25 protein-coding genes are annotated in these 25,360 nt (G+C 69.0%); 12 read left to right on the top strand and 13 right to left on the bottom strand.

The genetic code is table 11. The features are described 5' to 3' along the window. Window positions 1–570: 570 nt before the first annotated feature. From BMZ82_RS26935 to BMZ82_RS26915, 5 genes are all read right to left on the bottom strand, one after another. Window positions 571–981, bottom strand: a complete 411-nt coding sequence (locus BMZ82_RS26935; RefSeq protein WP_093779993.1) for a (deoxy)nucleoside triphosphate pyrophosphohydrolase — start codon at window positions 979–981, stop codon at window positions 571–573. 80 nt (window positions 982–1,061) lie between these two features. Beyond that, window positions 1,062–1,289, bottom strand: coding sequence for a hypothetical protein (locus BMZ82_RS26930; RefSeq protein ID WP_093779992.1), 228 nt, complete (start codon window positions 1,287–1,289; stop codon window positions 1,062–1,064). Between the two features lie 464 nt (window positions 1,290–1,753). Further along, entirely contained in the window at window positions 1,754–2,506 is a 753-nt protein-coding gene (locus BMZ82_RS26925) for a GntR family transcriptional regulator (RefSeq protein WP_093779991.1), read from the bottom strand. A gap of 147 nt (window positions 2,507–2,653) precedes the next feature. Next, a complete protein-coding gene (locus tag BMZ82_RS26920; RefSeq protein WP_093779990.1) occupies window positions 2,654–3,910 on the bottom strand; it encodes a DUF4190 domain-containing protein in 1,257 nt (418 codons plus the stop codon). A 243-nt stretch (window positions 3,911–4,153) separates the two neighbouring features. Further along, a complete protein-coding gene (locus BMZ82_RS26915; RefSeq protein WP_371271308.1) occupies window positions 4,154–4,930 on the bottom strand; it encodes a hypothetical protein in 777 nt (258 codons plus the stop codon). A 143-nt stretch (window positions 4,931–5,073) separates the two neighbouring features. Here BMZ82_RS26915 and BMZ82_RS26910 point away from each other — a divergent pair, with 143 nt between their 5' ends. The 5 genes from BMZ82_RS26910 to BMZ82_RS26885 all read left to right on the top strand — a co-directional run bounded on the left by BMZ82_RS26910 (window position 5,074) and on the right by BMZ82_RS26885 (window position 10,603). Beyond that, the gene (locus tag BMZ82_RS26910; RefSeq protein ID WP_093779989.1) at window positions 5,074–5,805 is read left to right on the top strand and encodes a Crp/Fnr family transcriptional regulator; all 732 of its coding nucleotides are present in this window, start codon (window positions 5,074–5,076) and stop codon (window positions 5,803–5,805) included. Between the two features lie 157 nt (window positions 5,806–5,962). Then, window positions 5,963–7,258: a hypothetical protein gene (locus BMZ82_RS40325; protein ID WP_093779988.1), complete on the top strand. Its 1,296-nt coding sequence runs from the start codon at window positions 5,963–5,965 to the stop codon at window positions 7,256–7,258. Window positions 7,259–7,280: 22 nt separating this feature from the next. Further along, on the top strand, window positions 7,281–8,555 hold the full coding sequence (locus BMZ82_RS26900) for a hypothetical protein (protein ID WP_093779987.1): 1,275 nt from the start codon (window positions 7,281–7,283) through the stop codon (window positions 8,553–8,555). A gap of 1,392 nt (window positions 8,556–9,947) precedes the next feature. Next, the gene (locus BMZ82_RS26890; RefSeq protein WP_093779986.1) at window positions 9,948–10,214 is read left to right on the top strand and encodes a hypothetical protein; all 267 of its coding nucleotides are present in this window, start codon (window positions 9,948–9,950) and stop codon (window positions 10,212–10,214) included. Continuing rightward, window positions 10,211–10,603, top strand: a complete 393-nt coding sequence (locus BMZ82_RS26885; protein WP_093779985.1) for a PIN domain-containing protein — start codon at window positions 10,211–10,213, stop codon at window positions 10,601–10,603. The genes BMZ82_RS26890 and BMZ82_RS26885 overlap by 4 nt, the downstream gene beginning before the upstream one ends. Window positions 10,604–11,047: 444 nt before the next feature. Here BMZ82_RS26885 and BMZ82_RS40320 read toward each other — a convergent pair whose 3' ends face one another. Further along, complete coding sequence (locus tag BMZ82_RS40320) at window positions 11,048–11,683, bottom strand: hypothetical protein (protein WP_143098917.1); 636 nt, start codon at window positions 11,681–11,683, stop codon at window positions 11,048–11,050. Between the two features lie 743 nt (window positions 11,684–12,426). Further along, window positions 12,427–13,515, bottom strand: a complete 1,089-nt coding sequence (ychF, locus tag BMZ82_RS26880; protein WP_093779984.1) for a redox-regulated ATPase YchF — start codon at window positions 13,513–13,515, stop codon at window positions 12,427–12,429. Between the two features lie 559 nt (window positions 13,516–14,074). Between ychF and BMZ82_RS26875 the strand changes: the two genes are divergently transcribed. Continuing rightward, a complete protein-coding gene (locus tag BMZ82_RS26875) occupies window positions 14,075–14,404 on the top strand; it encodes a DUF6542 domain-containing protein (protein ID WP_093779983.1) in 330 nt (109 codons plus the stop codon). A gap of 32 nt (window positions 14,405–14,436) precedes the next feature. On the opposite strand, the gene ppgK is transcribed toward BMZ82_RS26875, so the two are convergent. Both ppgK and BMZ82_RS26865 read right to left on the bottom strand, forming a co-directional pair. Next, entirely contained in the window at window positions 14,437–15,183 is a 747-nt protein-coding gene (ppgK, locus tag BMZ82_RS26870) for a polyphosphate--glucose phosphotransferase (RefSeq protein WP_093779982.1), read from the bottom strand. A gap of 29 nt (window positions 15,184–15,212) precedes the next feature. Then, a complete protein-coding gene (locus tag BMZ82_RS26865) occupies window positions 15,213–16,244 on the bottom strand; it encodes a 4-hydroxy-3-methylbut-2-enyl diphosphate reductase (protein WP_093779981.1) in 1,032 nt (343 codons plus the stop codon). Between the two features lie 216 nt (window positions 16,245–16,460). On the opposite strand from BMZ82_RS26865, the gene xseA reads away from it, so the two are divergent. The 3 genes from xseA to BMZ82_RS26850 all read left to right on the top strand — a co-directional run bounded on the left by xseA (window position 16,461) and on the right by BMZ82_RS26850 (window position 18,764). Beyond that, complete coding sequence (gene xseA / locus BMZ82_RS26860; protein ID WP_093779980.1) at window positions 16,461–17,690, top strand: exodeoxyribonuclease VII large subunit; 1,230 nt, start codon at window positions 16,461–16,463, stop codon at window positions 17,688–17,690. A gap of 86 nt (window positions 17,691–17,776) precedes the next feature. Next, window positions 17,777–18,001, top strand: coding sequence for an exodeoxyribonuclease VII small subunit (locus tag BMZ82_RS26855; protein WP_093779979.1), 225 nt, complete (start codon window positions 17,777–17,779; stop codon window positions 17,999–18,001). Window positions 18,002–18,173: 172 nt separating this feature from the next. Then, on the top strand, window positions 18,174–18,764 hold the full coding sequence (locus tag BMZ82_RS26850) for a malonic semialdehyde reductase (protein ID WP_093779978.1): 591 nt from the start codon (window positions 18,174–18,176) through the stop codon (window positions 18,762–18,764). Window positions 18,765–18,867: 103 nt separating this feature from the next. Here the strand turns inward: BMZ82_RS26850 and BMZ82_RS26845 are convergent, their stop codons facing one another. Next, entirely contained in the window at window positions 18,868–19,392 is a 525-nt protein-coding gene (locus BMZ82_RS26845) for a DUF4245 domain-containing protein (protein ID WP_093779977.1), read from the bottom strand. Between the two features lie 130 nt (window positions 19,393–19,522). Here BMZ82_RS26845 and glpX point away from each other — a divergent pair, with 130 nt between their 5' ends. Then, window positions 19,523–20,557 (top strand): class II fructose-bisphosphatase, encoded by a 1,035-nt coding sequence (glpX, locus tag BMZ82_RS26840; RefSeq protein ID WP_093779976.1) that lies wholly within the window; start codon window positions 19,523–19,525, stop codon window positions 20,555–20,557. A 112-nt stretch (window positions 20,558–20,669) separates the two neighbouring features. Here the strand turns inward: glpX and BMZ82_RS26835 are convergent, their stop codons facing one another. After that, a complete protein-coding gene (locus tag BMZ82_RS26835) occupies window positions 20,670–21,047 on the bottom strand; it encodes a WhiB family transcriptional regulator (protein ID WP_093779975.1) in 378 nt (125 codons plus the stop codon). A 131-nt stretch (window positions 21,048–21,178) separates the two neighbouring features. After that, entirely contained in the window at window positions 21,179–21,877 is a 699-nt protein-coding gene (locus BMZ82_RS26830; RefSeq protein ID WP_093779974.1) for a DUF1707 SHOCT-like domain-containing protein, read from the bottom strand. Between the two features lie 189 nt (window positions 21,878–22,066). On the opposite strand from BMZ82_RS26830, the gene BMZ82_RS26825 reads away from it, so the two are divergent. Together BMZ82_RS26825 and BMZ82_RS26820 are read left to right on the top strand one after the other, a co-directional pair. Further along, entirely contained in the window at window positions 22,067–23,734 is a 1,668-nt protein-coding gene (locus BMZ82_RS26825) for a fumarate hydratase (protein ID WP_177244683.1), read from the top strand. Window positions 23,735–24,172: 438 nt separating this feature from the next. Then, on the top strand, window positions 24,173–24,535 hold the full coding sequence (locus BMZ82_RS26820) for a hypothetical protein (RefSeq protein WP_093779972.1): 363 nt from the start codon (window positions 24,173–24,175) through the stop codon (window positions 24,533–24,535). A 69-nt stretch (window positions 24,536–24,604) separates the two neighbouring features. On the opposite strand, the gene BMZ82_RS26815 is transcribed toward BMZ82_RS26820, so the two are convergent. Then, window positions 24,605–25,288: a helix-turn-helix transcriptional regulator gene (locus BMZ82_RS26815; protein WP_177244682.1), complete on the bottom strand. Its 684-nt coding sequence runs from the start codon at window positions 25,286–25,288 to the stop codon at window positions 24,605–24,607. Between the last annotated feature and the right edge of the window lie 72 nt (window positions 25,289–25,360).

Here is a 25,360-nt window from a genome sequence, read left to right as displayed (position 1 = left end):
GGGCGCGGTTCAGCGGGGCCGGGTGTCGGTTCGCGTGAGCATCTCGCGTACCGCCGGTACGTCCTGGTCGAGCCAGTCGACGTGCCAGATCTCGTCCGGCGCGAGCCAGCGCAGCGCGTCGTGGTCCTGGAGGGGTTGGGGGGCGGCGGAGCCGGGACAAGGGGCCGGGACCGGAAGCCGGAAACCGGAAGCCGGGACCGGAGCCGGGCCAGAGGCCGGGACCCGGAGCCGAGGCCGGAACCGGGCCAGGGGCCGGGACCCGGAGCCGAGGCCGGAACCGGGCCAGGGGCCGGGACCCGGAGCCGAGGCCGGAACCGGGCCAGGGGCCAGGGGCTGGGGCGAGGAGCCGGGACCGGAGCCAGGGGCGGGGGCGCAGCCGAGCCGGCGTGCGGCCGCGGTTCAGCGGGGCCGGGTGTCGGTCTGCGTGAGCGTCTCGCGTACCGCGAGGCCGGGAGCAGGAGCCAGGACCGAGCCAGAGCCCGGAGCCGGGATCGGAGCCGAAGCCCGGGGACCCGGAGCCGGGATCGGGGCCAGGGGCGGGGCGCAGCCGAGCTGGCGCGCGGGCGCGGTTCAGCGAGGCCGGGCGTGGGTCCGCGTGAGCGTCTCGCGCACCGCCGGTACGTCCTGGTCGAGCCAGTCGACGTGCCAGATCTCATCCGGCGCGAGCCAGCGCAGCGCGTCGTGGTCCTGGAGGGGTTGGGGGGCGGCGGAGCCGGGGCGCAGGCGGGCGGTCCACACCTGGAGGACGTAGGGCGGTTTCAGGGGCCACTCCCCCGGCACGCGCTCGACGGTCTCGGCGTCGACGCCGAGTTCCTCGCGCAGTTCGCGCACCAGCGCCGCCTCGGGCGACTCGCCCTTCTCGACCTTGCCGCCGGGCAGTTCCCAGCGTCCGGCGAGTTCCGGCGGTGCGCTGCGGCGCGCGGCGAGCAGGCGGTCGCCGTCGAGCAGGGCGGCTCCCACGACCACGATCCGTTCCGTCATGCGCCGGAGCCTACGGGACACGGCCGGCGGGACAGTCAGGGCCGGCGGGACCGTGGGGGACGTCGGCGCGGCGGCGGGCGTCAGGTCCGGGTGCCGTCTCCGTTCGGCGCCTGCGACCGGGCCTCGCCCTGGCCTTGGCCCTGGCCGACGCGCTCGACCCAGTAGAGCTGCTTGTGGCCGCGGCCCTCGAGGGTGTCGGCGGTCTCCTGGGCCTCGGCCCGCGTCGCGTACCTGCCCACGCTGTAGCGATTGCCGTTGTCGTCCTGCCTTATGACGAGCCAGGGCAGAGAGATGGTGCTGTCGTTCATCGCCCCCCACGCCCCCTTCCCGCCCCGGCCTGCCCGGATCCCGTACGCGGTACGCCTCGCGCCCCGCCTTTCAAGGAAACCGCAATCCGCATATGCCCGAGCGTACGCCTTACCTTCACGCAACGAACACGACTTTGCACAAAGAGGTACGCAACCAGCCAAGACGCAGGGGGCGCACGGGGACGAACGCGCCCTGCGCGCACCCCGATGAGTCAGGTTGGCGGGGGTCCGGGCACATACCGGACGACCTGCGAGAACAGAGCGGAACGACCGGATTACGACGGAACGCGGGCGGCCCCGCGGCCGGCGGATACCAGGGGCAACTGCCGGAAGGGTGTGCGCCGCCCGCGCGAATGCGCTACCACCCCGGGACCGCACCTCTGCCCCAACGCCGCCCCAGCGCCCACCAACTCCCCCCGGGACAGGCCCTGCTCACCCCGCCCGCTACTGCGGCCGCAGCACGCCTACTTCACCGGCAGGTGGTAGGCGACCCGGTAACGATCGGCCGGGATCACCACGTCGGCCGTCTCGACCGGGCGGCCGGAGGCGTAGTACGTACGGTGGACGACCAGGACGACATGCCCCGGGACGCCGCCGAGCGAGAGCAGTTCCTCGGCGAGACCGGGCCGGGCGCCGACCTCCTCCGTGACGTTGTCGACGATGACGTCGATGGCGCGCATCCGCTCGACGACGCCCATGCCGCCGAGCGGCCCCTCCTCCGGCAGCATGACGGGAGTGCGGCCGGTGACGGCGAGGGGCTCCCACGAGGTGGACAGCATCATCACCTCACCGGCCTCCCGAAAGACGTACTTCGTGCGCATCACGCGATCACAGGCCTGGATGTCCAACCGCTCCGCGACGGCGACACCCGCCTCGACCTGCTCACTGCTGGACTCCCATGTCCCGCGTGTGTGCCCCTCGGCCTGCTCCTGCCGGAACGGCGTGGCACCGCTGACGGGGCGATAACCGGAGCGGGCGATACGACGCGGCACGGGACGCTCACGCACATACGTGCCGGAACCGGAACGGCCCTCGACCAGCCCCTCCGCCATCAGCACCTTGCGCGCCTCGAGAGCGACGGTGTCGGAGACGCCGTACTCCTCGCGGATTCTCGCCTGGGACGGGAGCCGGGTGTGGGGTGGCAGCGACCCGTCGGCGATCTTCTTGCGGAGATCACCCGCGACACGCAGATACGCCGGCTGCTCACCGAATGTCACTGGCCACTCCCATCAGGTTGTACAGACAGCTACAGCCTGGCAACCGTGGGTTGTGCCATGCAAGTAAAGGCCAGAGAATCACTCGATGTGATGACATCCGCCCGGGAAACGCTTTACCCAGGCACTTTCTCCCCGCTATGGACGTCGTCACACATGGAGGCCACCGCCGCCGTCGCCGTCGCCGCCGGTGCTCCCGCTTCCGCTGCCGTCCTCGTCGTAGGTGGGCGGGGTGGTGGCCAGCCCCAGAGCCTTGCGGGCGGTGACAGTCGAGTCGCCGTCCACGTACTCATAGGCGGTGTCGTAGTGCACGTAGAAAGCGTCCACGTCGGTGGCCTTCCCCGCCGCCGCCCACTCCTTGCCCGCCGCCCGCATGTCCTTCAGCAGGGCGGCGAGGGGCGCGCGGGCCGTCGCGGACCAGGGGTACGCGCCGAGCACCGCCGCCTGCTCGTCGGTCGCGTCCCCGACCTCCCCGGCCCAGGTCCGGTTGGCCTCCAGGTCCTCCTCGGCGAGGTCCGCCGGCTCCTCGTAGAGCACCTCGTCCACGGCGTTCATCGCCTTCAGGAAGGCCAACTGGTCGGCGTCGAGGGTCGTCTCGTCGGCGCGCAGCGAGCCGGTCAGGCTGCTCTTCCCCTCCAGATCGGCGAAGACACAGGTGATCTCGCGGTCGCCCCACTCCCAGCTCTCGCTGGTGGGCGTGAGGTAGTAGACGTCGACCGCTTCGGTGAGCGCCCAGGCGTCCATCGCATAGGCGCTCTGGAGCGTGTAGCACTTGTCCTCGGCCACGTCCGCGACCTGACCGGCGCCCGGGAAGTCGCTGCCGGGCAGCGGCACCGTGGCGAACACCTCGGCGTCGTGCGCACCGGCACAGGCGACCTCGTCGACGTCGTAGACCTCCTTGTCGAGGGTCCCGCCCGGCACGTCGAAACAGTCGCCCTTGGCGAGCGAGAACCCGGAGTCGGCGCTCGCGCCCTCCTTGAACCCCTCCCAGAACTCGGCGGCACCGCCCATGACCAGCGCCAGGACCCACAGCGCGAGCCCCACGGAGGACAGCACCGCGCCCGCGACAGCCATCCCCTTCCCGCGCTCCCCGCGCCTCCGGATCTGCACCAGCGCGACGACCCCGAGCACCAGCCCCACGGCGGGCAGAAAGCAGAGGATGCCAAGAACCAGCGCGGCGATGGCCACCCCGTTGACCGGCGCGGGCCGCCCGAAGGGGCTGTACCCCTGCCCCCACACCGGATAGGGCGCCGCCCCGTAGGGGACCTGCGGCCCGTATGCCCCCTGCCCATAGGGGACTTGCGAGGGCGCCCCGTACGGGTCCTGCGGGTACGGATGACTCTGCGGCTGCGGAGGCTGGTACGGGTCCTGGGGCTGGTGGGGCCCGGGAGGCGGAGGTATGGACACGAGTACCGTGCTTCCTGGTTCAGACGGTCGGGCGACGGGGCGATGGGGCAACGGCTGGAACGGTCGTACAGGTGAGCGATGACTCAGATGCTTCGCCCAGTCTGGCAGGGGTTTCTGACACCGCCTCCGAACTGGCATCCGACCGACGTACGACCGACATCCGGCTGCGCGCATCGTAAACGCGGCACGCGCGGAGGGGGCGGTGACGTCGTTCGACGAGGGGAAGAAGAAGGAGAACGAGGACTACGAGACCCCCTGCGGCGCACCGGCGAGTCTGCGCTGCTCCTCCTCCACGATGCAGTACTCGGCGGAGCGCACCTCGAAGTCGCCCCAGGGCTCGATCTCCGAGGCCGGTTCGCGCAGCAGGTCGGCGGCGGCCTCGGCCGTCAGCGCCCGCAGTTCCGCGACCGCACCGCGCACGGCCTCCCGCCGACGGCTCCCGGCGAGCACCAGCCGCAGCCGCAGCCGGCTGGTGGCCGGGCGGGCCACGGGCAGCAGTTCGGCGAGCCGCGTCTCGTACCGCTCGGCGGCCTCCACGGCGCGGGGCAGCTCGGGACCGGCCTCGACGAGCCGGTACAGCGCGCTGACCAGGGCGGCGGTACGCGGCTCGGGCCGGTCGACGTCGATCCGCACCGAGACCGTCTCCTCGACCGCGCGGGCGATCTGCCGGGCGGCGGCCAGCGCCTGGTCGGCGGTCTGCGCGCCGACACCGGGAATCTGCCGCAGCTCGTACCTACTCGCCCCGAACACCTCACCCACCGACCCGAACCCGGCCGTCTCCACCGCCCCGAGCCGCAACCGCCCCTCGGTCACATCCTTCAACCGGCCCAGCGGAATACTCCGCAGCTCCTCGCCGACCAGCGCGTCCCTGAGCGGCGCGTACGCGCCCCGGACGGCGTCCAGCGCCCGCCCGTGATCCACCCGCAGAACCCGCGCGGCCTCACCCAACCGCACCCCACCCTCGTACAACTCCCTCAACTCCCGGCCCCGCACCAGGCCACCGCCCCCTCTCCACCCCATCCTCAATGCTCGCACCTCCGACGTTTCCGCACACTCGTTCCCGAAAGCAGAATTGTCGGGACCTAAAGGGCCCCACGACTGCATAATCAGCTCAGCTCAGCTCAGCTCAGCTCAGCACATGTCTCGGGGGAGGGAGCCGTGCTGTGGTGGACAAGTGGGACCCGCAGAGCATTGTTCGCCGGTATCGCGGAAGTTGGGCACCGCGGAGTTTCCTCGCCGGGCTGGATCATCAGGCCCTGGTCCCCTTCCTCGCCGAGGGCACGTTGGTGCACTTCGGCAAGGGGGACGTCCTCGTGCGCGAGGGCGACGCCTACGACGGCGTCTTCCTGCTGCTGTCGTCGTACGTCAAGGTCAGCGCGAGCCGCTACGGCGGCGGACAGACCCTCCTCGCCGTGCGGTTCGCCGGGGACGTGATCGGCGAGATGGCGGCGACGGACGGCAACACGCGCTGTGCCACCGTCGAGGTGTGCAGCAAGGAACCCGTGGCCGCCGTCCGGCTGGACGAGACGCAGTTCGAGCGGGCGGTGGACACAGTGCCCGGCGGCCGGCGGCTCCTGTTCGACTCCGTAGTGCGCAAGCTGCGGACGTCGACCCGGCGACGCGTCGACTACGCGAAGGCGCCCGTACGCCTCCAACTGGCCCGTCTGCTGGTGGAGATGGCCGATGAACACGGTCACGTGCCGCGCGGGCGGAGCGTGGTCATCGGGGCGAATCTCACCCAGGTGGAGTGGGGCATGCTCATCGGCGTCAGCCCGCGCACCGTGCAACGCGCTTTGGGCGAGCTCAAGTTGGCCGGCCTGATAGATCCAGGACGCAACCGCATGCTGGTCAGGGACGTACCCGGCCTGCGCGCCCTCATCGGCGAACAGCTTTAGCAGCACACCGACTTGGCGTCGATCGGCCTTGGCCAGGCCGCCATTTGGCATACAAGAACGGCTGCCCGGTGGGCCGTTCCCATACTGAACGCCCGGGCGAGGTCCGACTGCCCGGACACGATGGTGAGTTTCTACCGACACGGACGAAAGAGTGTCCATGAATCCACAGATCGAGCAGGGGCTTGTGCGGCGTCTGCACACCGGCGACGACCTCGTCAGATACAGCGGCAACCAGCCGCACGTCCAACGCGGTCTGCTGGAGGCCATCGATCCGGTGCGCCAACGGGCGGCGAGGGTGGCCGGGTTGGACCGTGAGGCGGCCTACAAGCAGCCTCAGGGGGACGGCGAGTTCGTACGCTGGCCCGCGGCGCCGTCGACGCTGGACATACTGCTCCGCTACCCGCCGGCGCTGCGCAACGAGCTGCTCCAGGCGAACGTCAGCCGCCACCGGGACGCGGCGCTGCGGCTGCGTCTGGCGATGGTCGAGGGGCTGACGGAGGCCGCGCCCGGCGGGCTCAGCGGGGACCCCTTCGTCATGGTCAGCCGCTTCCTGAGCTGCTGGCAGGCGCGCCGGGCGCTGGTCCTGACCCCGGACTGCCCGCTCGTCGTGGTCGTGGACCAGGACATCTTCCGGGACACGGTGGCGAAGGAGTTCCTGGGGCTGCGGCCCGACCAGTACGTCGAGATCCTCGTCCACGACGAGGACAAGGACTTCGAGATGCCCGCCTGGCTGACGCTTCCCGGCAGCACGCCCGAGCAGACCGAAGCGGTACGTGAACAGGTCGGTGTCGGTGTCGGCTTCGGGCCAAACCAGTCCCGGACCACGGCCCGCCCGTCACGCCCCGCACCGGCTCGCACGAACCACACGCCCCACACGGACCGCACGGACCACACGGACCACACGCCGATCCCGCGTCCGGCGGCCGGGCGCACCGAGCCGGACGGGGCCGACGAGGAGGCCGGGGATCCCCCGCCGACCGGTCGCCACCGTCGCCCGACGTGGTTCGAGAGTGCGCTGGCCGTGGCCCTCGTCGGCGCGATCGCCACCATCGCCGCGGCCGTCGTACCCCCACTGCTCGACGGAGGCGACGACGCGAAGTCCCCCACGCCGTCGCTCTCACCGAAGGCCGACACCCGGTCCACACCGTCGGACGCCCCGTCCACGACATCCGGCATCCCGGCGCAGGTCCGTTGGACGAACGACGGCGGCTCGACCTTCCTTCGCTCCTACGTGAGCCCCAAACCCGGAAACGCCACACCGACCGGAAGCGCCTACCCCGCCGGCGAAACACTCACGCTCAACTGCCGGTTCACCGAGGGACGTTCCATAAAAGTAGGCGCCACCTACTCGGGCCCCGACCCGGACTCCACCGTCTGGTACCAGATGACCGACGGCGCATGGGTGCCCGCCGTCTACGTCGACCCCGGCTCCACGTCCGTCCCCCTGTGCTGACCGGATTTCGAGGAGACTCACGATGCGCACGACCCGTGACGCGAGACGACCCATCCGACGGCGCGGCCGAGTCCTGGCCACGACACTGGCCCTGCTGACCTCGGTCGCCCTCACCGGATGCGGTAGCGACACACCGGACGACGACCACCACCAGCAGCAGGAGCAGAAGGCCGTGGCTGCTCCGACGACGAGAGCGGAGCGGACCAGCACGGTCGACGCCGGTGGCCAGCCCGAGGGGGTGGCGCTGCGCGGCTGCCCCTTCGTCGTCCACGACGTCCAGCACGCCGACGTGGCCGTCACCTGTCTGTCGGTGCACGAGCGTCTGCCGACCGGCACGCAGGTGACAATGCGGTGCTGGACGGACACCGACACCGGAACGCTGGGCGACTGGGGCCGGGCGCTGAAGGGCGAGCCGCGCGTCCAGCGATGGTTCTACGTCACCGTCGCCGACGGCGAACACGCCGGGCAGTCCGGCTACGTGTACTCCGACCTCGTCCCCCGAACAGAGCAGACGAAGACGCCCCACTGCACCCCGGAGATCCTCCAGAAGTACCCCTACTCCCCGCACGTCGAGCCCGAGCCGCTGAAACTCGAGATCACCGGAACCTGTACCACGCAGGGCGGGACCCTGACCGGACGGTCCTCCGGCTTCGTCGGCGACGAGTACGCGGTCACCGCCTACTACCCCGACGGCCGCGAGTACCCCCTGGCCAGCAACAGCACGTCGGCGCGCGCGGACGGAAGCGTGCCCTGGACGTGGTCGTGCGCGGGCGATCCGGCCGGCACCTACACAACCGAGATCAGCACAGAGGACGGCCGCGAAACCACAGGCCGAGTGCCCTTCACCATCGGCACCCCCACACCCCGACCCCCCACACAGCCCACCCCCACACCGACCCCGCCCCCCACACCCACACGCACGCCCACCCCCACCCCCGCGACGCCGAAGCCGGTTTCGGTGACCGTGTCGAACCTGGTGACCAACGGCGCGGAGCAGATGCGGGAGGACACCCCGGCCTACCTCTCCACCCGAACCGTCGGCTCCTGCCGCAAGCTCGGCTGCAAACTGGACGGCACGGAGATGACCAGCGGCTTCGTCGCCCAGGCAATCTGCCAACTGACCGGCGACCGCATCACCAACGGCCAGAACGACAACACGATCGACGACACCAACCCGGGCCTGTACAGCAGCACACTCTGGTACCGAATCCGCTGGTCCGACGGCAGAGAGGGCTACCTGTCCACAGTCTGGCTAACCCCCACCAACCACAACGCCCCCAACCTCCCCACCTGCTGAACAACAACTGACCCCCACCCGGCACCTACGCCCGAACCAAGCACACGCACCACCAAACCCCCCGTGACAGCCTCTTCGACCCGAGGCTGTCACGGCAGACGACACGTCATTTACGAAGGTCAGCGACGTGTGGGGGGGATCACGGCTACACGTTGAACCGGAATCCGTAGTACAGAACTCCCACCTGCGGAAACGGGGTTCTGACGGGGGTCATCCCAGCATGGGAGCTCTATCCCAGCACCATGCGGCTCGGGCGCCCCTTCGGCCCCTCGCCTACGCGGCCTGCGTGCAATTGTCTGGCTCTTGCCTCCCCAAAGACTGGACTGCCGTGTCGAGGAGCGCGGGCCGCATGGCGTTCGGCAGAACTTCCCTGCATCGATGCCAGGCACGGGGTAAGAGGGGTCCGTAGATGTCGATCGTGGTCTTGACCGACCGGTGACCCAGCCGCGCGAGACCTCATGGATCGGCACACCATTGGCCGCCTCAGCCGCTTTCCCCTCTGACCTGTGAAGACCACGGGCACCGGTGCCCACCACGATAGGTGGGCGTCAATTTCCTGATCGACGAACGGGACAGTCGTAACGTCTCGGCACTCACCCTCCACCCGGTTCTTGCAGGGCACGAAAGCCGTGCGGCAGTCGGCACGGTGAGCCTTGGCGCTGACCTGCCGGCGGATTCTGACGAAGCCAGCCCGCCGACATTCGCTGGAGTCAAGGATGCGCTTGTCGTTAACAGCCGCCTCCAGCATGGCGGCCACCATCACCATCCGGTCATTGGCCGTAGAGACCGCCAACCCCGCACCGGAGGCATGCACATCCTTGGCGAACTCCTCGAAGTCGCACCGCGCCAGCCCGGCCAGCATCTTCCGCCCCAGACTCTGCTGCCCCAGCCACTCCCGAGCTCAGACCCGCAACGGCACAAGCCCACGCGCAGGATCGAAGCGGACGTCCGACTTCTTGTCGTTCTCGATCTTGTCGGCGAAAGCGTCCGCTCCAGCCGAGCCCACCCGACGGGGAAACGACCTCTGCCTTGTCGCCCGCGCCTGCCGCCCGGTTCCCGATACCGCACCGTCCACCCATGCCCACACAGCGGACGATCACAGGGGAATTTCCGGTCCCGGACATCCCTCTTGCACCTCTGGAAAATGCCTGCCACCCAAGCCCCGATCTTTTACCTGACCCGTGCCCGAAACCGTGCACCGTCACCTCACGGCCGAGCAAGACATTCATCAGCAATCCGCCCTTTCCGGCGAATGTGGGCCCAGCCTCACTCACAGCCCCACGGGTCACCGAGTCGGCGAGCCCCTCCTCGCTGGATGCGCTTGCGCCCTGCGCGCTCCCCACCACGATCCGCGCATCAGCAGCGAAGGCCATACCACGCTATGGTTGATGTATGGCTACCAAGAAGGTGACTATCACTCTCGACGAATCCCTGGTCGAAGCCCTGGCCGGAGCCGCCGAGGAAGAAGGCATCCCACTCTCCCGCCTCGTCGCCGGAGCAGCCGAACGCGAGCTGCGCCTGCGGGCCGGCCGCGCCGTCATCCAGGAGTGGCAGGCCGAACACGGCGCCTTCACCCCGGAAGAGCTCGCCGCCGCCCGCGCAGACCTGGCCGCCGCCGACGCCGAGTACCTCAGCAGCTCGGGAGCCTCGGCCGCGTGAACATCCCCTACCTGTACGACGCTGGGGTACTCATCGCCATCGACAACGACGACCGGCGCATGTGGGCCCGCCACAGCCTGGCCCTCGAAGACGGCCGCGACATCCACGTCCCGTCCGTCGTCGTCAGCCAGGCGTGGCGGGACTCCCGCCGCCAGGTCCGACTCGGCAAGTTCCTCGCCGGGTGCCACGTGGTACCCGTCGGCCTCGAAACCGCTAAAGCCGCAGGCATTCTCTGTGGCAAGGCCCGCACCTCCGACATCGTCGACGCCACCGTCGCGACTATCGCTGCCAGCCTCGGCGCCATCATCTGGACCTCGGACCCGGACGACATCCGCGCCCTCATCGACGCCCAGGACATCAAACCGGCCCCTGTCATCCGCACCGTCTGACCACAGATAATCTCCGACGACCAACCCCTGCGGGCCCAGATATCGCAGCGACCTCCCGGCAGCGGGCCCACGTGCTGGACGACAGGCATAATTCCCGAGGGTTCCCGTAGAAGTCGATCGGGATCTTGACGGAGTGATGGCCCACGAGACCTCGTAAGCGGAACGCCGTTGCCACGGACCTCGCTCAGGTAAGCAGGTGAACTCGTCTGGCGATCCCGTTCGAAGCTGACCGTCATGGATGTACGGAAGTAGGCCACCAGCTATTCGTGGCCGGTTTCATGACATGAAGGCGAGTTCAGTTTCCTCCAGCGTGATCCGCCCCGTTTTCCACGTCATCAAGGTGAACGATAACATCTGCAATGGACAGCGAGTTCATCAAGGCCTTCGTAGGAACCTGAATACCGCTCCCCATGCGTGTAGTTAGGCAGGGAAAAGATCCCGCTCTCACCATTCGGTAAGCAGTGGTCTTGGCGATTCCCAACGCTTCGGCAGCAGCCGGAAGAGCAACGAATTTGGGGTAAAAGTCGGAGATATAGTAATAGTAATTGCAGCCCGCAACCCACGTACGGCCAGCATCGCTTCTGTCGCGAGGACGCCTCGCAGGCCCTGGCGACGGCCCGCCCGAAGGTCCTCGTGATAGCGGTTAACTTCTTCAGTGAGGCCGCACATCTGCCATAGCGACCCAGTGCGCTCCCCCCTAATTTGCTCAACGACGGCGGGATCCCTCGGGTCGGCGTCATGAATAATCGAGGATGCCTTCAGCACAGAATCCATAGCGGCTTCTTCGAACATCAACAGGGCTTCTACGTCACTGGTCGAACTTTCGTTTTTATGGATATTCGCACGCCCATAGGCGGCATTGATGGCCGCCTTGACCATCAACGTCGGGACCTCTCGAGGGGGAACACCTTTCGCCGTCTCATCCCAAACATCTAGGGCGGCTTCGAACATGTCCGATCGAACGTCCCCTGAATCATAATAAAATTCTCGGGAGATCGACCAAGAGTGTTTGCGAAGGAAAGGGATGAGGCAGTCCACAACGATCATCCGCCACTTGTTCTCACCGCGCATGTCAGACATTCGCCCCATGGCGACCATTGATTCCCATAGCGGAGACGGCTTCCGCGGCGCTAGCTGAGAAGGTTTCCGCGCCGCTCGTGCGGCTACAGCCCGGAAGTGGAACTTCGCATAGTCCGGGTGCCGCTTGATCTGACATTCTCGCGCGTCGTCCACGTGGACACAGACCGGCCCTTCACCGCAAACATCACGGACATACGCCGCTACGCAGTCGAAGACGTCAGGCACCATCTGTCCTCCAAAGTTCAATCTCTGAGGTTCAGCAGGGTATGACGTGCCGAGCGGTCGTTCGACCTGAGAACAAATGAATGCTAGATCTGCTCAGAATTGCCGCTTGCGAATGATGATTACATTAGAAGTTGACGAAATTTCTTTCGAATTAGATAGAGCTTCACGGCTCACCACCGCCTCACATCTGCAGAGCCGAGGAGCACACGCAACCACAGCAGAGGGATCGCGACCATGAGAGCGTCCGGGGTTGCTCCGGGGGCTGCGAGCACGACGCACGCCAAGGCGTCGCACTCACGGCAGCCGGGGGGTGAATTTCCAGCTACTTGACCGACCTGGCGAAGTACACATGCCGGGTCGCGGGCTCACGGGGTGATCGTTTCCGGCCCTCCGGGACAGCATCCGGCACCAGCGGCACCATCAGACCTTCAACGAGCCGCAAGAGGGGCCCATCTTGGATTGACGGGCCCCTCTTGACCTGCGACTTTACAGGGCAGGCAATTTAGATGAAACTTCAATTAGACGTTGAACCTGAACTCCACGACATCCCCGTCCTGCATCACGTACTCCTTGCCCTCCATGCGGGCCTTGCCCTTGGCTCGGGCTTCGGCGACTGAGCCGGTGGTCACCAGGTCGGCGAAGGAGATGACCTCTGCCTTGATGAAGCCCTTTTGGAAGTCGGTGTGGATGACGCCGGCGGCCTCGGGGGCGGTGGCGCCCTTCTTGATGGTCCAGGCGCGGGATTCCTTGGGGCCGGCCGTGAGGTACGTCTGGAGGCCGAGGGTGTTGAAGCCGACGCGGGCGAGGGTGGCGAGGCCGGGCTCCTCGGCGCCGACGGACTCCAGGAGTTCCATCGCGTCCTCCTCGTCCAGCTCGGCGAGGTCCTGCTCGAGCTTGGCGTTGAGGAAGATCGCCTCGGCGGGGGCGACCAGGGCGCTCTGCTCGGCCTTGAACGCGTCGTCGGTCAGTTCGTCCTCGTCGACGTTGAAGACGTAGAGGAAGGGCTTCGTCGTCAACAGGTGCAGGTCGTGGAGGAGTTCCTCCTTGCCCGAGCCCTGGACGACGCCCTGGGAGAAGAGGGTGTCGCCCTTCTCCAGGATCTCCTTCGCCGCCTCGACCGCCGCGACCTTAACCGCGACGTCCTTCTTGATGCGTGACTCCTTCTGGAGGCGCGGCAGGACCTTCTCGATGGTCTGGAGGTCGGCGAGGATCAGCTCGGTGTTGATCGTCTCGATGTCGTCCTTGGGCGAGACCTTGCCGTCGACGTGGACGACGTTCTCGTCCTTGAAGGCGCGGATGACCTGGCAGATCGCGTCGGACTCGCGGATGTTCGCCAGGAACTTGTTGCCCAGGCCCTCGCCCTCCGAGGCGCCCTTCACGATGCCCGCGATGTCGACGAAGTCGACGGTCGCCGGGAGGATCTTCTGGGAGGAGAAGATCTCCGCCAGTTTCGTCAGGCGCGGGTCGGGGACGCCGACCACGCCGACGTTCGGCTCGATCGTGGCGAACGGGTAGTTGGCCGCCAGCACGTCGTTCTTGGTCAGGGCGTTGAACAGGGTCGACTTGCCGACATTCGGCAGACCGACGATTCCGATCGTGAGCGACACGTTGCGACTTCCCGTAGTGAGAGGGCCAGGGGGCCGGATCCCGTAGTGAGCGGGCCGGGGCCAGAGGGCCGGCCGGTCCCCCAGTTTACGGCGTGCCCGGCCCCGCCCCGGCGGACCGGTCGAACGCATGGCCAAGCTCGGCCCCACGGCGTGTCCGACACCCGATTCGGCACATAAACCGACCTAAGTTTGTCCAGTGGAGCAACACAGGACACGCAGGACACGCCCCCCGGACCAAGCCACCACCACCCACCGCGACCCACCACCGTCATCCGTTCCGTCCTTCCGAGCCCTTCCGTCCTTCCGAGCCCTCCGGTCCCCGTCATCGCTGCCGGACCTGCCAGCCCTGCCTGCGCTGCCGCCTCTTCCGGCTCTTCCGCCCCTGCCTCCTCTTCCACCCCTTCCGCCTCAGGCGGGGCGGGGGCCGGGTGGCCGTCTGGCGCGTACCGGCGACGTGTCGGCGCGGGGTGGCGGGGCTTCGTCCTGCGGCTCCGGTGGACGTCGGGTTCCCAATCCCCGGCTCACCGGGCTTGGCGGGGGGCTGTTCAGCGGGGTGTTGATGGTGGTGGTCGGGTGTCTGGACCAGGTGGTGTTCGGGGGCTCGTTGACGGTGTACAGCGTGCTGTTCCTGCCGGTGTGTCTGCTGACCGCGCTGTGGGTGCGCGGGGCCGACCTGCTGGCCGCGCCCGTGGTCGCGCCGATCGCCTTCGCCGTGGGGCTGCTGCCCGTCGCCGAGAGCGGGAACGGGGCGCGGCTGATGGGGCTGGTGACGGCGCTCGCCACCCAAGCCGGCTGGCTGTACGGGGGGACGCTCCTGGCGGCGCTGACCATCCTGGCCCGCGGCCTGCGTCGAGCGGCGGCCCGCCGGCATATCGCGAACCGCCGCTAGTTTCGTCTCCCGCATCGGCATGCAGTGGCGTGCTAGTTGTCCTTCGCCGCGCGCATCGCCGCTCCCACGATGCCCGCGTTGTTCTGCAGTTGCGCCGGGACGATCTCTGCCTTGATGCCCTCGATGAGGTGCAGGAACTTCTCCGACTTGCGGCTGACGCCGCCGCCGATGATGAACAGCTCGGGCGAGAAGAGCATCTCGACGTGGGCGAGGTACTTCGTGACGCGGCGGGCCCAGTGCTCCCAGGTCAGCTCGCCGTCCTCCTTGGCCTTGCTGGAGGCGCGCTTCTCGGCGTCGTGCCCGTGCAGTTCGAGGTGGCCGAGCTCGGTGTTGGGGACGAGGACGCCGTCGGCGAAGAGGGCGCTGCCGATGCCCGTGCCGAACGTCAGCAGGATCACCGTGCCCCTGCGGTCACGGCCGGCGCCGAAGGCCACCTCGGCGACGCCCGCCGCGTCCGCGTCGTTGACCACCGTCACCGGGAGCCCGCCCAGCCGCTCGCTGAACAACGTGCGCGCGTCCACGTCGACCCAGCTCTTGTCGACGTTGGCCGCCGTGCGGATGTGGGAGCCGTCGGTGACCACGCCGGGGAAGGTGAGGCCCACCGGGCCGGTCCAGCCGAAGTGGTCGACGACCTGCTTCACGCCGTCGGCCACGCCCCCGGGCGTCGCCGGGCGCGGAGTGAGCACTTTGCAGCGCTCCTCCGCCAGGTCGCCCTTGTCCAGGTCCACAGGGGCGCCCTTGATCCCGGATCCACCGATGTCCACGCCGAAGATCTGCATGGCCCTACGTTACGACGACCGACTGACAGTCACCCCGCCGAGGCATCCGTGGAGCCGCCCTCGGCACCGCTTCCGCCGCGCTGTGCGACCAGCGCCGCCGCTTCCTCGCGCAGGTCCCGCCGGAGTTCCTTGGGCAGCGAGAAGGTGATGTGCTCCTCGGCCGCCTTCACCAGCTCGACGTCCCCGAACCCGCGCTCGGCGAGCCAGGCGAGGACCTCCTCGACGAGGACCTCCGGGACGGACGCGCCGGAGGTGACGCCCACCGTCGTCACGCCCTCCACCCAGGCCTCGTCGATCTCGCTCGCGAAGTCCACGAGGTAGGCCTCGCGGGAGCCGGCGAGCTTGGCGACCTCGACGAGCCGCTTGGAGTTGGAGGAGTTGCGGGAGCCGACCACGATCACCAGCTCCGCCTCCGCGCCCATCTGCTTCACGGCGAGCTGGCGGTTCTGCGTGGCGTAGCAGATGTCGTCGCTGGGCGGGGAGATGAGCTGCGGGAACTTCTCCTTCAGGGCGTCGACGGTCTCCATGGTCTCGTCGACCGACAGGGTCGTCTGGGAGAGCCATACGATCTTCGACGGGTCGCGGACCTCGACCTTGGCGACGTCCTCTGGTCCGTCGACGAGCTGGATGTGGTCGGGGGCCTCGCCGGAGGTGCCGATGACCTCCTCGTGGCCCTCGTGACCGATCAGGAGGATGTCGTAGTCCTCATTGGCGAAGCGGACGGCTTCCTTGTGCACCTTGGTGACGAGCGGGCAGGTCGCGTCGATGGTGGCGAGGCTCCCGCGCGCGGCTTCCTCGTGGACGACGGGGGCGACGCCGTGCGCGGAGAACATGACGATGTTGCCCGGCGGGACCTCCTCCGTCCGCTCGACGAAGATGGCTCCCTTGTTCTCCAGGGTCTGCACGACGTACTTGTTGTGGACGATCTCGTGGCGGACGTAGACCGGGGCCCCGTACTGCTCCAGGGCCTTCTCGACGGCGATCACGGCGCGGTCCACGCCCGCGCAGTAGCCCCGGGGAGCGGCGAGCAGGACACGGCGGCGGGCAGGCGAAGCAGACATGCGTCCATCGTAAGGCCGCGCTCGTCCCGGCCCCGGGGGCTTCGCCCCCAAGAGACCCCCCACTTCGGCCCTTAAGGGGCGGCTTTGGCCCCGGCCTCGGCCTCATACTCGTCCTCGGCCTCGTTCCCCGTCCCCGTCCCCGTCCTCCTCGTCAAAGGCCGGACCGGCGGTTGACGCTGACCGGTGTTGTCAGTGCCTGCCGATACTCTCGGGCGCATGGCTGTGAACACGTCCGCGGACGCCCCGCTGCCCGTCGGCGAGGTGTCGCGGCTCATCGGGAGCTGGATCGACCGGCTCGGCGCGGTGTGGGTCGAGGGGCAGATCACGCAGTTGTCGCGACGTCCGGGCGCGGGCGTCGTGTTTCTGACGCTGCGCGACCCGGCGCACGACATCTCCGTCGGCGTGACCTGCTACCGGCAGGTCTTCGACGCGGTCGCGGACGTCGTCGGCGAGGGCGCGCGGGTCGTCGTCCACGCGAAACCGGAGTGGTACGCGCCACGGGGGCAGTTGTCGCTGCGGGCCGTGGAGATACGGCCGGTGGGCGTCGGGGAACTGCTGGCGCGGCTGGAGCAGTTGAAGAAGTCCCTGGCCGCTGAGGGATTGTTCGCCCCCGCGCGGAAGAAGCCGCTGCCCTTCCTGCCGCAGCTCATCGGGCTGGTGTGCGGGCGGGCCTCGGCCGCCGAGCGGGACGTCCTGGAGAACGCCCGGCACCGCTGGCCCGCCGTCCGCTTCGAGGTGCGCAATGTGGCCGTCCAGGGCGTGCACGCGGTGACGCAGGTCGTGCAGGCCGTCAAGGAGCTCGACGCGCTCGACGACGTGGACGTGATCGTCGTCGCGCGCGGCGGCGGCAGCGTGGAGGACCTGCTGCCCTTCTCGGACGAGCAGTTGGTCCGCGCGGTCGCTGCCTGCCGTACGCCGGTCGTCTCGGCGATCGGGCACGAGCCGGACAATCCGCTCCTGGACCATGTCGCCGACCTGCGCGCCTCGACGCCGACCGACGCCGCGAAGAAGGTCGTACCGGACGTCGGCGAGGAGCTGGAGCGGGTGCGGATGCTGCGCGGGCGGGCGCGGCGGTGCGTGGAGGGGTTCGTGGAGCGGGAGGAGCGCGGGCTGTCCCAGGCGCTCGCGCGGCCGGCGATACAGGATCCGCACCGGATGATCGACGAGCGGGCCGATCACGTCGCCTCGCTCGTCGACCGCACCCGGCGGACCCTGGGCCACCTCTTGGACCGCGCCGACTCCGAGCTGACGCACACGCACGCGCGCGTGGTGGGCCTCTCGCCGGCCGCGACGCTGCGGCGGGGGTACGCGGTGCTGCAGAAGGCCGACGGGCATGTGGTCCGGGATCCGGGCGAGGTGACGGCGGACGAGGTGCTCCGCGCGCGGGTCGCCGAGGGCGAGTTCACGGTGAGCCGGGCCGACGGCCCCGTAGACAACGGCCCGTAGACAACGGCCCGTAGGCAACGGTCCGTGGACGACAGGCCAGGTACGACAGGCCAGGTACGACGACAACGACGACTGGGAATGGGTGCATGACGAGCAGGACGGACGAAGCGCTCGGGTACGAGCAGGCCCGGGACGAGCTGATCGAGGTCGTACGGCGTCTGGAGGCGGGGGGTACGACGCTGGAGGAGTCCCTCGCCCTCTGGGAGCGCGGCGAGGAGCTGGCCAAGGTGTGCCGGCGCTGGCTGGAGGGTGCGCGCGCCCGGCTGGACGCCGCGCTGGCCGAGGAGGAGGGGACGCCCGAGGAGGAGTGACCCCGGCGACCGAGACGTGGGTGTTTGTGAAGCGGATCACCACCCCACCTTTGTTGAAATTTGAACATACTTCGCGTAACGTCAACCGCGTCAGCCTATCCGGACCACGGTCCGGTACCTGGATCCGGATCCGGACCCCGTCCTCCGGCCGCCACCCCAAGGAAGTTCACGCATGTCTCTCGTTCTTGACGCCGCCGCCCAGGACCTGCTGTTCCGCGAGGCTCACACCGCGAACACCTTCACCGACGAGCCGGTGACCGACGAGCAGGTCCAGGCGATCTACGACCTCGTCAAGTACGGCCCGACGGCGTTCAACCAGACCCCGCTGCGCATCACCCTGGTCCGCTCCGCCGAGGCCCGCGAGCGCCTCGTGAAGCACATGGCCGAGGGCAACCAGCCCAAGACCGCCACCGCCCCGCTGGTCGCGATCCTCTCCGCGGACAACGAGTTCCACGAGGAGCTGCCGGCCCTGTTCCCGGCGTTCCCGCAGGCCAAGGACCTGTTCTTCAGCGAGCGTCCGGCCCGTGAAGGTGCCGCCACGCTGAACTCCGCGCTCCAGGCCGCGTACTTCATCATCGGCGTCCGCGCCGCGGGTCTCGCCGCCGGCCCGATGACCGGTCTGGACTTCGAGGGCGTCCGCAAGGAGTTCCTGGACGACGACCACACCCCGCTGATGGTCATCAACATCGGCAAGCCCGGCGAGAACGCCTCGTACCCGCGCTCCCCGCGCCTGGCGTACGACGAGGTCGTCACCACCGTCTGAGACCTGTGACGCGCACCTGCGACACGGACCCGTGACGCGTACGCGTGCGAAGAGGCCCCCGGCAGCAGTGCCGGGGGCCTCTTCGCAGGTCGGGGGGGGTCGATCAGGCCAGTTTCAGTGCCCCGGCCATCGTCGACAACTGGTCGAAGGAGCCCGTGCCCGCGACCACCGTGGTCGAGCCCTCGGTGTCCTGGAGGACGAGCGCGTCGTAGCGGCCGCCGGTGTAGCGGGTCCAGGTGCGGCCGCCGATCTGCTCGGTGACCTTGGTCGCGGTCGAGCCCTGACTGGCCTCGTCGATGAACTGCGCGCGCTTCTGAGTGGACTGCTCGATCGTCACGTACTCCCCGTCGGGGGCGCGGAAGCCGAGGTGCCAAGCGTCGAAGTCGGCGCCCTGGAAGCGCACCGAGGTCGCCTTCCAGGTGTCGGGCAGGCCCTCCGGCGCGGCCACCGGGTAGGTCGCCGCGCGGCGCGCCGTGAGGAGCTCGACGCGGTAGTCGACCCGCGCGACCTCGCGCGGACGATCGTCATGGGGGACAAAGAGGTATATGACCCATGCCGCGATGATGATCAGCCCCAGGGAGAGGATCATGTCCCGGGCCGTCTTCTGCTTGCCGTTCGAACCTGCCACGCCCCTATCGTCGCAGGTGCCCGGTGCGCTCATCCGTGGGGTCCCCTGCTCATTTTGTCAGACTGACGATAGAGTCGAGGATCGAACCCTCATCCGGCCGTCGTCGTATCAGTCAGAAAGGTGCGCTCCGATGACCGAGCATCATCACTTGCCGTCCGAGCTCGATGTTCCCTCCGAGGCCCCCGACCGCAACCTCGCCCTCGAACTGGTCCGGGTGACCGAGGCCGCCGCGATGGCCGCCGGTCGCTGGGTGGGCCGCGGCGACAAGAACGGCGCCGACGGCGCCGCGGTGCGCGCCATGCGGACCCTCGTCTCCACCGTGTCGATGAACGGCGTGGTCGTCATCGGCGAGGGCGAGAAGGACGAAGCCCCGATGCTCTTCAACGGCGAGCGCGTCGGTGACGGGACCGGGCCCGAGGTCGACATCGCCGTCGACCCGATCGACGGCACCACGCTGACGGCCAAGGGCATGCCGAACGCGATCGCCGTCCTCGCCGCCACCGAGCGCGGCGCGATGTTCGACCCGTCCGCCGTGTTCTACATGGACAAGCTGGTCACCGGGCCGGAAGCCGCCGACTTCGTCGACATCGACGCGCCCGTGGCCGTGAACATCCGGCGGGTCGCCAAGGCCAAGCGGGCCATGCCGGAGGACGTCACCGTCGTCATCCTGGACCGGCCGCGGCACGAGGGCATCATCGAGGAGATCCGGCAGACCGGCGCGCGCATCAAGCTGATCTCCGACGGTGACGTCGCCGGCTCGATCCTCGCCCTGCGCGAGGGCACCGGCATCGACCTGCTGCTCGGCATCGGCGGCACGCCCGAGGGCATCATCTCGGCCTGCGCCGTGCGCTGCCTGGGCGGCACCATCCAGGGCAAGCTGTGGCCCAAGGACGACGAGGAGCGGCAGCGGGCGATCGACGCCGGGCACGACCTCGACCGGGTGCTGACCACCGAGGACCTGGTGACCGGCGAGAACGTGTTCTTCGTCGCCACCGGGATCACCGACGGCGAGCTGCTGCGCGGGGTGCGCTACCGCTCGGAGACAGCGACGACCGACTCGATCGTGATGCGGTCGAAGTCCGGGACGGTCCGGCGGATCGACTCCGAGCACCGCCTGAGCAAGCTGCGCGCCTACAGCGCGGTCGACTTCGACCGGGCCAAGTAGGCCCCGCGTTCCCCGCCCAGTGCCCCGAGGGGCCTGGAGCGAAGAAGCCTGAAGCGAAGAAGCAGGGCGCCCCCGGTGCGGAGGGGGCGCCCTGCGCTGCTTCGCGCGCCGCCTACCCCGCTTGCGCTATGCGGCTCGCGGCCCCCGCCGTCTTCTTCAGTTCCACGTCGCGGCGGCGGCGACGGGCGAGGACCACGCGGCGTTCGGCGGCGGTGAGGCCGCCCCAGACGCCGTAGGGCTCGGGTTGCAGCAGGGCGTGTTCGCGACACTCCACCATGACGGGGCAGCGCGCGCAGACGCGTTTCGCGGCTTCCTCGCGGGAGAGCCGGGCGGCTGTGGGCTCCTTGGAGGGGGCGAAGAACAGGCCTGCCTCGTCGCGTCGGCACACCGCCTCGGTATGCCAGGGAGCATCTTGGTCCCTGTCGCGCGCTGGTACCCGCTGGGCCGGGACAGCGGCGACCTGCAAGGACGAATGCGGCGGTTGCAGCACGGGTCTACTCCTGACGACGGCTTCGCGAGCGAGAGACGATGCAGCAAGGCCTACCCGCTGTGCGCGCGCCTATGCACAGGGTTCGCAACCGCCCGGCGCCGCGGCCGCCGGCGATGGCGTGTTCACGACTGTCAACGGTCGAAGTGTTTGCGCAAACTCTTGTCGACCTTGTACTGAACCCGATCGAGAATGTCCGCGACGAGCTTGCCCCGCTTCGGCCGGCCTTCGATGTTGCCCAGAACCGCCCACCCGTCGACGTAGACCACCGGCGCGTCGGGCTGCGGGGAGTCGAGCGCGTCCACCTCGAAGTTGCCGAGCACCGCGCCGCCGGTGCCGCGCAGCGACACGTTCTCCGGGACGCGGACCTCGACGTTGCCGAAGACCGAGATCGCCTTGATCACGACCTGCTGGTACTCGAACAGCGCCTCGGTGAGGTTGATCTCGACGGTGCCGAAGACCGCGTACGCGTGGATACGGCGGCCCGCGCGCCAACGGCCCCTGCGGACGGCGCTGCTGAAGACCGCGATCACGTTGTCGTCGGGATCGGCGGGAATCGCACCGGTGGTGGGCCGGCCGGGCGCGGCGGTGAAGGCGGCGGAGGGGGCCGTGCGCCGCTCGTGCGGGGCCGGCAGGTCCCGGACGAACACCTCCAGGTCGCCGACCGTCTTCGCCGCGAGGACGCCCTCGACGCGCTCGGCGTGCTCCTCGGCGGTCAGCCGGCCCTCCGCGAGGGCCTCGCGGAGCATGTCGGCGACCCGGTCGCGGTCGGCGTCCGAGGCGCGCAGCTCGGCGGTCGGTGTGGGTGCGGCGGTCTGCTTCTGAAGGTCCACGACAGCAGCGTACCCACACACGATAGATCGCGATAGCCCCACCGGCCGACGATGTCGGCTGACGACATCGCCACCGGCCGTCGCGGAACTGAGCCTTACCTCACAAGCTCGCTGTCAGCGGCAGGTCCTACGCTGGTGAGCGCCCGCCAATGGAGGCGGCCGCTGTCTGTCGAGTGAGGAATGGGCGAGATGCCTGAGTTCGCGTACACCGATCTGCTCCCCATGGGAGAGGACACCACCCCCTACCGGCTGGTGACCGCCGAGGGTGTCTCCACCTTCGAGGCCGACGGGCGGACGTTCCTCAAGGTGGAGCCGGAGGCGCTGCGCAAGCTCGCCGAGGAGGCCGTCCACGACATCCAGCACTACCTGCGGCCCGCGCACCTGGCCCAGTTGCGGCGCATCATCGACGACCCGGAGGCCTCCGGGAACGACAAGTTCGTCGCGCTGGACCTCCTGAAGAACGCGAACATCGCGGCCGCCGGCGTGCTCCCCATGTGCCAGGACACCGGTACGGCGATCGTCATGGGCAAGCGCGGACAGAACGTCCTCACCGAAGGTGAGGACGAGAAGGCCCTGTCGCGCGGCATCTACGACGCGTACCTGAACCTCAACCTGCGCTACTCGCAGATGGCCCCGCTCACCATGTGGGACGAGAAGAACACCGGCTCCAACCTCCCGGCCCAGATCGAGCTGTACGCCACCGACGGCGGCGCGTACAAGTTCCTGTTCATGGCCAAGGGCGGCGGCTCGGCCAACAAGTCGTTCCTCTACCAGGAGACGAAGGCGGTCCTGAACGAGGCCTCCATGATGAAGTTCCTGGAGGAGAAGATCCGTTCACTGGGCACGTCCGCCTGCCCGCCGTACCACCTGGCGATCGTCGTCGGCGGCACGTCGGCCGAGTTCGCGCTGAAGACCGCCAAGTACGCCTCGGCGCACTACCTGGACGAGATCCCGGCCGAGGGTTCGCCGCTCGGACACGGCTTCCGGGACCAGGAGTTGGAGGAGAAGGTCTTCGAGCTGACCCAGCGGATCGGGATCGGCGCGCAGTTCGGCGGCAAGTACTTCTGCCACGACGTCCGCGTGGTGCGCCTGCCACGGCACGGCGCGTCCTGCCCGGTCGCCATCGCCGTGTCCTGCTCCGCCGACCGGCAGGCGGTCGCGAAGATCACCGCCGAGGGCGTCTTCCTGGAGCAGTTGGAGACCGACCCGGCCCGCTTCCTGCCGGACACCACCGACGAGCACCTGGAGACCGAGGGCGACGTCGTCCGGATCGACCTGAACCAGCCGATGGACGGCATCCTCGCCGAGCTGACCAAGTACCCGGTGAAGACCCGGCTCTCCCTCTCCGGTCCGCTGGTCGTGGCCCGTGACATCGCGCACGCCAAGATCAAGGAACGCCTCGACGCGGGCGAGGAGATGCCGCAGTACCTGAAGGACCACCCGGTGTACTACGCGGGTCCGGCCAAGACCCCCGAGGGCTACGCCTCCGGCTCCTTCGGGCCGACGACCGCCGGCCGTATGGACTCCTACGTCGAGCAGTTCCAGGCGGCGGGCGGCTCCAAGGTCATGCTCGCCAAGGGCAACCGCTCACAGCAGGTCACCGACGCCTGCGGCAGCCACGGCGGTTTCTACCTCGGCTCCATCGGCGGCCCGGCCGCGCGCCTCGCCCAGGACTGCATCAAGAAGGTCGAGGTCGTCGAGTACGAGGAACTCGGCATGGAGGCGGTCTGGAAGATCGAGGTCGAGGACTTCCCGGCATTCGTCGTCGTCGACGACAAGGGCAACGACTTCTTCAAAGACCCCGCACCCCAGCCGACGTTCACGTCCATTCCGGTCCGGGGCCCTGGGCTCGCTTAGCAATTCGGGGCGGCCGGGGGAATCTCGCCCCCGCCGCCCCTACCCGACCCATCCCATCTCTAGGGGCTCCGCCCCTTCAACCCCGCCGGTGTCGCGCCCCGGACGGGCTGGGGTCATTTGCCTCTATTTCCGTCGGGGCCGATCCTTCGATAATCGAGGTGACCGCAAAACTCGGTTCCGGAGAAGGGTGAGGACGACCGCGCTTCGGTTGAATTACATGAGCTACGGCGGCTGAATCCGAAAACGCAGGGGACGCCTCAGATCCCGGGATTCGACGATCCTTGCATCCCGGGATCCCTGAATTCGCGGGTCCTGGAATCCCCGGATTCTCGAATACCCGGAATTTCGGATCCGCCGCTGAATTCTGCCGGACGGCCCTCTCGTCCACGCACCACACACCCCCACACCGGACCACCCCCCACACAGAACGGACCGGTAATGAAGAACCTCGCGCGTACGCGCATGCTCGTCCCCGCGGCCATCGTCGCCGCAACGGCCTCGGTCGCTCTCGCCGCCGCCCCGGCGTCGGCGAATGCCAACCGCGTGGTGGTCAACCCCAGGCTGTACCCCGCGGGCACGCTCTCCGTGGACGTCGAGAGCAGCAACCCGGACGGCAGCCCCGCCCTCTCCAACTGCGTCAACGTCAGGGCGGGCCAGAGCGCGAGCGTCAACGTCTTCGTCGAGAACGGCACGAGCGTCAACATCAACTTCTACCGCAACCAGGGTTGCGGCAGGACCATCTCGTGGGCCACCCGCCGGGCGCCCGACCCCGTCGCCAGCGTGTGGAACATCAATAGCTGAGTCCGTAGCCCGTACCCCGAGCGGATGAACGAACGGCCGCGGAGAGCCCGAAGGTTCTCCGCGGCCGGATCAGATCGAGCGCAGCGCCCGGCCGGGCGGCGCTCCGTCCGCCCTGACGTCCGCGCCCTTGGTGTCCAGGTGCCCGAGCCAGTACAGGATCGCCTCCGACCGGCATCGCACGTTGAGTTTCGTGTAGATGCGGCTCAGGTAGTTGCGGACCGTCTTGTCGGTCAGGCTCATCTCCTGTGCGACGTCACGGACCCCCTGCCCGGCGACCAGCAGGTCCATGACCTGCCGTTCCCGTCGGGACAGTTGGCACAGCCGGTCGGGGGCCGCCACGGGCTCCGGCAGCGAACCGCGGGCGCGCTCCTCGGCCTTCGCCCGCTCCTCGGCCCTCGCTCGCTCCTCGGCCTTCGCTCGCTCCTTCACCCGCTCCCGTTCCTCGGCCCTCGCCCGCGCGGCCACCCGGACCTGCTCGGCGGCTATCGCCGGGTCCAGGATGCTGGCGCCCCGGGAGGTGCACAGGAGCGCCTCGGCGAGCAGGTAGGCGTACCGGTTCTCCAGGAGGTAGCTGGCGGCTCCGCTGTCGAGCGCCAGGCGGACGTCGTCCCAGTCGAGCCGGTGGGCCAGGACCACGGCGGGCGGCAGCCGGCCGTCCGACGCGTCCGCGAACCGCCTCAACTCCCGTGCCATGCCGGGGCCGTAGAACAGGACGACGTCGTCGCTCGGCTGGAACTCGTGGGGTTCGCGCACCGGCCGGACGGTGACGCCGGAGAGGAAGGCCGGTTGGGTGTCGTGCCGGCTGACGAGAGCTACTGACAACGA

The organism is Streptomyces sp. yr375 (assembly GCF_900110755.1).
In the GTDB taxonomy this organism is placed as follows: Bacteria; Actinomycetota; Actinomycetes; order Streptomycetales; family Streptomycetaceae; genus Streptomyces.
This window is presented reverse-complemented; position numbering and strand designations above follow the sequence as displayed.

What these genes read in the sequence shown, in the direction of transcription:
- BMZ82_RS26935 (WP_093779993.1), bottom strand. Translation starts at nt 981, where the DNA reads ATGACGGAACGGATCGTGGTCGTGGGAGCCGCCCTGCTCGACGGCGAC.
- BMZ82_RS26930 (WP_093779992.1), bottom strand. Translation starts at nt 1,289, where the DNA reads ATGAACGACAGCACCATCTCTCTGCCCTGGCTCGTCATAAGGCAGGAC.
- BMZ82_RS26915 (WP_371271308.1), bottom strand. Translation starts at nt 4,930, where the DNA reads ATGGGGTGGAGAGGGGGCGGTGGCCTGGTGCGGGGCCGGGAGTTGAGG.
- BMZ82_RS40325 (WP_093779988.1), top strand. Translation starts at nt 5,963, where the DNA reads ATGAATCCACAGATCGAGCAGGGGCTTGTGCGGCGTCTGCACACCGGC.
- BMZ82_RS26900 (WP_093779987.1), top strand. Translation starts at nt 7,281, where the DNA reads ATGCGCACGACCCGTGACGCGAGACGACCCATCCGACGGCGCGGCCGA.
- BMZ82_RS26890 (WP_093779986.1), top strand. Translation starts at nt 9,948, where the DNA reads ATGGCTACCAAGAAGGTGACTATCACTCTCGACGAATCCCTGGTCGAA.
- BMZ82_RS40320 (WP_143098917.1), bottom strand. Translation starts at nt 11,683, where the DNA reads ATGTCTGACATGCGCGGTGAGAACAAGTGGCGGATGATCGTTGTGGAC.
- BMZ82_RS26875 (WP_093779983.1), top strand. Translation starts at nt 14,075, where the DNA reads ATGGTGGTGGTCGGGTGTCTGGACCAGGTGGTGTTCGGGGGCTCGTTG.
- ppgK (WP_093779982.1), bottom strand. Translation starts at nt 15,183, where the DNA reads ATGCAGATCTTCGGCGTGGACATCGGTGGATCCGGGATCAAGGGCGCC.
- BMZ82_RS26865 (WP_093779981.1), bottom strand. Translation starts at nt 16,244, where the DNA reads ATGTCTGCTTCGCCTGCCCGCCGCCGTGTCCTGCTCGCCGCTCCCCGG.
- xseA (WP_093779980.1), top strand. Translation starts at nt 16,461, where the DNA reads ATGGCTGTGAACACGTCCGCGGACGCCCCGCTGCCCGTCGGCGAGGTG.
- BMZ82_RS26855 (WP_093779979.1), top strand. Translation starts at nt 17,777, where the DNA reads ATGACGAGCAGGACGGACGAAGCGCTCGGGTACGAGCAGGCCCGGGAC.
- BMZ82_RS26850 (WP_093779978.1), top strand. Translation starts at nt 18,174, where the DNA reads ATGTCTCTCGTTCTTGACGCCGCCGCCCAGGACCTGCTGTTCCGCGAG.
- glpX (WP_093779976.1), top strand. Translation starts at nt 19,523, where the DNA reads ATGACCGAGCATCATCACTTGCCGTCCGAGCTCGATGTTCCCTCCGAG.
- BMZ82_RS26825 (WP_177244683.1), top strand. Translation starts at nt 22,067, where the DNA reads ATGCCTGAGTTCGCGTACACCGATCTGCTCCCCATGGGAGAGGACACC.
- BMZ82_RS26820 (WP_093779972.1), top strand. Translation starts at nt 24,173, where the DNA reads ATGAAGAACCTCGCGCGTACGCGCATGCTCGTCCCCGCGGCCATCGTC.